At 66.7% G+C, this 4,824-nt stretch carries 4 protein-coding genes and 2 pseudogenes; 3 read left to right on the forward strand and 3 right to left on the reverse strand.

The window, feature by feature from the left end; genetic code table 11:
* The 3 genes and pseudogenes from VMJ11_RS08700 to queF all read left to right on the forward strand — a co-directional run.
* Positions 1–174, forward strand: a pseudogene (locus VMJ11_RS08700) (threonine ammonia-lyase, biosynthetic); the annotation flags it as partial.
* Positions 175–186: 12 nt separating this feature from the next.
* Positions 187–1,092 (forward strand): annotated as a pseudogene (locus VMJ11_RS08705) (5'-nucleotidase); the annotation flags it as partial.
* 74 nt (positions 1,093–1,166) lie between these two features.
* Positions 1,167–1,991 (forward strand): NADPH-dependent 7-cyano-7-deazaguanine reductase QueF, encoded by an 825-nt coding sequence (queF, locus tag VMJ11_RS08710; RefSeq protein WP_325618931.1) that lies wholly within the window; start codon positions 1,167–1,169, stop codon positions 1,989–1,991.
* Positions 1,992–2,099: 108 nt separating this feature from the next.
* Here queF and mtgA read toward each other — a convergent pair whose 3' ends face one another.
* From mtgA to VMJ11_RS08725, 3 genes are all read right to left on the reverse strand, one after another.
* Positions 2,100–2,816: a monofunctional biosynthetic peptidoglycan transglycosylase gene (gene mtgA / locus VMJ11_RS08715; RefSeq protein ID WP_325618937.1), complete on the reverse strand. Its 717-nt coding sequence runs from the start codon at positions 2,814–2,816 to the stop codon at positions 2,100–2,102.
* 97 nt (positions 2,817–2,913) lie between these two features.
* On the reverse strand, positions 2,914–3,813 hold the full coding sequence (gene aroE, locus VMJ11_RS08720) for a shikimate dehydrogenase (RefSeq protein ID WP_325618933.1): 900 nt from the start codon (positions 3,811–3,813) through the stop codon (positions 2,914–2,916).
* Positions 3,810–4,824, reverse strand: a 1,015-nt coding sequence (locus tag VMJ11_RS08725) for an RNB domain-containing ribonuclease (RefSeq protein WP_325618935.1), incomplete at its 5' end; no start/stop codon positions are given. The genes aroE and VMJ11_RS08725, both read right to left, overlap by 4 nt.

Consider the following 4,824-nt stretch of genomic DNA (forward strand, 5'->3'; position numbering starts at 1 on the left):
TGGAACATTAGCCTCTTCCACTACCGCAACCAGGGCGCTGACTACAGCTCGATTCTCGTGGGCATCCAGGTGCCGGCGGCCGAGGACACCGAGTTCCGGCGCTTCCTTGCCACGCTCGGTTATCCGCATTGGGAAGAGACGCACAATCCGGCGTATCGGTTGTTCCTCGCATAACAGGCGGCTATCGTGTCCGTTTCGCTCTCCGACAAGCTCGTCGTTGCCATTTCGTCGCGCGCGCTCTTCGATTTCGAGGAGGAAAACCGCGTATTCGAGACCGGCGAGCTGCACGCCTACGAGGCGCTCCAGCGCGAGCGGCTGACCGTGCCCGCGCGCCCGGGCGTGGCGTTCGCGCTGATCCGCAAGCTGCTCGCGCTCAATGACGGCGCGCATCACGTCGAAGTCGTGATTCTCTCGCGCAGCGACCCCATCAGCGGCCTGCGCGCGTTCAGCTCGTGCCGCGAGCACGGGCTCGACATCCAGCGCGGCGTGTTCACGCGCGGGCGCGAGCCCTGGCATTACCTCAAGCCGCTCAACGCTTCGCTGTTTCTCTCCGCCAATCCAGCCGACGTGCGCAGCGCGCTCGACGCCGGCTTCCCCGCCGCACGCGTCTTTCCGCGCATCGACGAGTATTCGGCGACAATGGCGGAACGCAACGCGCAGGAGATTCGCATCGCGTTCGACGGCGATGCGGTGCTGTTTTCCGACGAAGCCGAGCAGATCTTCCAGCAAAGAGGCTTGAGCGCGTTCGTGAGCCACGAGCGCGACAACCGCGAGCTGCCGCTCGCGCAAGGCCCACTCAAGCCGCTGCTCGCGGCGCTCAACCGCCTGCAGAAGCTCGCCGACGCGAACGCGCAGATGCGTATCCGCACCGCTCTCGTCACCGCGCGCTCGGCACCGGCTCACGAGCGCGCGATCCGCACGCTGATGGCCTGGAACATCGAGATCGACGAAGCGATGTTCCTTGGCGGACTCGACAAAGGCCCGTTCCTGCGCGAGTTCGAACCCGATTTCTTCTTCGACGACCAGATCCGCCACTGCGAATCCGCGCGCTCGGTCACGGCCACCGGGCACGTGGCGAGCGGCGTGGCGAACCCCGCAGCGAACAGTGCGGCGAACATCATGGAAAAACCCGCGGACAAACCCGCAACAGCAGAAACCAGCGCATCATGACTCCCGATCAATCCCCGCTCGGCAAGCCCGCCGCCTACACCGAACAGTACGACGCGTCGCTCCTGTTCCCGATCCCGCGCGCCGGTGCGCGCGAGCAGATCGGCATTGGCGCGCAACTGCCCTTCTTCGGCACCGACATCTGGAACGCCTACGAACTCTCGTGGCTCAACGCGCGCGGCAAGCCGCAGATCGCGATCGCCACGTTCTTCATTCCCGCCGATTCGCCGAACATCGTCGAATCGAAGTCGTTCAAGCTCTATCTGGGCTCGTTCGCGCAAACGCCATTCGAATCCGGCGAAGCGGTGCGCGACACGATCAAGCGTGACGTGAGCGCGGCGTGCGGCGCGTCGGTTTCGGTGAGGTTCGAACAGCCCGGCGCGTTCGGCAAGATTGCGTTCGAGGAATTCGACGGGCTCTCGCTCGACCGCCTCGATCTCGATACCGAGATCTATCACCCGGAGCCCAAGCTCCTGAAGGCGGCCTTCGACGAAGCGCCGGTGGAAGAAACGCTGGTGTCGAACCTGCTCAAGTCGAACTGCCCGGTGACCGGCCAGCCCGACTGGGGCAGCGTGCAGATCCACTACGTCGGGCCGCAGATCGATCAGGCGGGCCTGTTGCGCTACATTATCTCGTACCGCAATCACACGGGCTTTCACGAGCAATGCGCCGAGCGCATCTTCATGGACATCCTGCGCGAGTGCAAGCCGGACCGGCTCGCCGTCTACACGCGCTACACGCGGCGCGGCGGCCTCGATATCAATCCGTTCCGCACCAACTTCAACATGCCGATGCCGGACAACGCGCGCCTCGCGCGCCAGTAAGCGGAAGTAGCGGGATGACCGATGAGAGACGCGCCGCCAGCCGGCGCGTTTTTTATTTTGCGCGGCGCCCGGTGCGACCGGCTCGGCGCTCCCGCGCAGTTCGACCACTCAGTGCGGCAATTCGGCCGCGCCCATGCGTCGCGCGATGACAGCGGTGCGCTGCGCAAGCCAGGGCGAGTTGCGATGTTCGTCGAAGTACTTGGGGCGCGGCAGCATCACGGCGAGCCGCGCCGACTGCCACGGCGTGAGCTTCGCCGCCGTGGTGCGGTAGTAATAGCGCGCGGCGGCCTGCGCGCCGTACACGCCATTGCCCCACTCCACCGAATTCAGATAGATCTCGAAGATGCGCTCCTTGTCGAGCAGCGTCTCCAGCATCCACGTGATGATGAGTTCCTGGCCCTTGCGGATATAGCTCTGCTCGCGCGAGAGGAACAGGTTGCGCGCAAGTTGCTGCGTGATGGTCGAGCCGCCGGCCACGATATGACCGCGCTTCTTGTTCTTCTCCCACGCCTGCAGGATGGCGTCGGTTTCATAGCCGTTGTTGTTGGCGAAATTCGCATCTTCCGACGCGATGATCGCCCGCTTCAGGTTGCGCGAGATCTGGTCGTACGGCACCCACTCATGCTGGATCGAGAGATCGGGGCGGTTGGCGGAAAGGCGCGCGGCGTCGGTGCGCATGAAAGCCGTCGATTGCGGGTCGACGAAGTTCCAGAGCGCGATCTGCGCGAAGTAGAAGAGCTGCGTGGCGATCCACGCGAGCGCGAACACCGAGACGACGTAGAGGAGCCAGCGCAGCGCACCGGCAGGCGAGCGCGGCTTTCGCATTCCCGCGCGGCGCCCGTCGCCGGACACCGCCGCGGCTTGCGCACCGATGGCCTCCCTGCGCATGGCATCGTCTCCCGGGGCCCGCAGACGCGGCGCGTTACGCGGCCTGCGCGGCGAGCTGCGCGCGCAGCGCCGCCAGCACCGGTGCGCCCTCGGGCCGCACGCCGCGCCACACGAAGAACGACTCGGCAGCCTGCTCGACCAGCATGCCGAGACCGTCGGCCGCGCGCGCGCCCAGCGCTTGCGCATGGCGCATGAACACGGTGGGCTGCGCGCCATACATCATGTCGTAGGCAAGCGTGTTCGTGCCGAACGCGCGCTCGTCGCACTCGGGCAGCGCCGCGTCGAGGCTGCCCGCCGTCGCGTTCACGATCACGTCGTAGGGCTTCGGATCGACCGCATGCGGGCCGCCGCCGTTGAGCAGGCAACCGAACTCGCGCGCCGCGCCTTCGAACTGCTCGATGAGCGCGTGCGCCTTCGGCGCCGTGCGGTTCACGATTGTGATCTCGCGCGGACGCCGCTCGAGCATGGGCAGCACGACGCCACGCGCCGCGCCTCCCGCGCCGAGCAGCAGCACGCGCGCGCCTTCGAGCGAAACACCAAGATTCACTTCGACGTCGCGCACGAGGCCGAAGCCGTCAGTGTTGTCGCCGAAAATGCCATCCTCGTTGAAGCGCAGCGTGTTCACCGCGCCCGCCGCCGCCGCACGCGGCGACAGACGCTGCGCCAGCGCATGTGCCTCCAGCTTGAAGGGCACCGTCACGTTCAGGCCGCGGCCACCCGCTGCCCTGAACGCCTGCACGTGCTCGACGAAGCCGTCCAGCGGCGCGAGCAGACGATCGTATTCGACGCGCTCGCGGGTTTGCAGCGCGAACTGCGCGTGGATATAGGGCGACTTGCTGTGCGCCACCGGGTTGCCGATCACGGCGTAGCGGTCGGCCTGCGGGTCGGCCTTGGCGACGGCCTGCGGGTCGGCTCGTGAATCGCTGACGCTCATTCGCGCGGCTCCGTTGCGTGCTGTTCGCTCGATTGTTCTTCTGCGGCCGAACCATCGCTTGCCGCTTCTCCCGCCGTCTCGTCCACTGCCTTGTCCGCTTCCGCGAGAGCTTCGGCTTCGCTTTGCGCGGAGTCGTCGGCGGCTTCGATCAGCTCTTCGTCCTCACCCGGCTCCTCTTCGGCTTGCTCGCCGCTCGTCACGACCGGCGCATCGAGCACGCGCAGCATGCGCACCGAGGCCTCGATCGTCAGTTCGTCGATCGACATCACTTCCATCATCAGTCGCGTGCCGCGTGCGTGCACGCCGAGCGCGGGCACATGCATGAGGAGCGGCACTTCCTCGAAGCGCACGAGGTCGTCCTTGACCACGGTTGCCGGGAATTCGCGGCGCGCCTCACCGCCCGTCTCGCCGCGCATTTCCTGCTGCAGCCAGCGCAGGCACCAGAAGTACTCCATGCGGCGCTGGTGATCAGCGTAGGCGGTATAGGTCTCGTCGAAGCCCTGCACGACCGCGAAGAGGTCGGCGTCCTTCGGCTTGAACGGTGCGACGAGCTTGGCGGCCACGCCGTGCTCGACGCAGGCGAGCAGTTGCCACTGGTTCACGAGGTCGACATAGCGGCGCAGCGGTGAAGTGCTCCACGCGTACTGCGCCACACCAAGGCCTTCGTGCGGCGCGGCGTTCGTCTGCATGCGCGTGCGCTTGGGGCCCGTCGGCGCGCCGAATGCACGCTGCGTGCGATAGATGCCGGGCACGCCATGATCGTGCAGGAAGGCGCCCCACGTGGAGTTCGCGAGAATCGCCAGCTCCGCGACGATCGTGTCGAGCGGCGAGCCGCGGCGGCGCGGCGTGATGGTCACGCGCTCGCCGTCCACGTAGAAGTTGAAGTCGGTATTGCGCTGGACTTCGCGGCGCAGGCCGTAGCCCGCGCGTGCCTGCTGGCGCTTCTCGAAAAGCGACTGGGCGAACGGCCACAGCACGGCGATGTCGTCCTTGTGCGGATAGTCGCCGGTG

This window comes from Paraburkholderia sp. (assembly GCF_035501035.1).
In the GTDB taxonomy this organism is placed as follows: Bacteria; Pseudomonadota; Gammaproteobacteria; order Burkholderiales; family Burkholderiaceae; genus Paraburkholderia.

Coding starts and splice junctions, on each gene's coding strand:
- queF (WP_325618931.1), top strand. CDS start 1,167: ATGACTCCCGATCAATCCCCGCTCGGCAAGCCCGCCGCCTACACCGAA.
- mtgA (WP_325618937.1), bottom strand. CDS start 2,816: ATGCGAAAGCCGCGCTCGCCTGCCGGTGCGCTGCGCTGGCTCCTCTAC.
- aroE (WP_325618933.1), bottom strand. CDS start 3,813: ATGAGCGTCAGCGATTCACGAGCCGACCCGCAGGCCGTCGCCAAGGCC.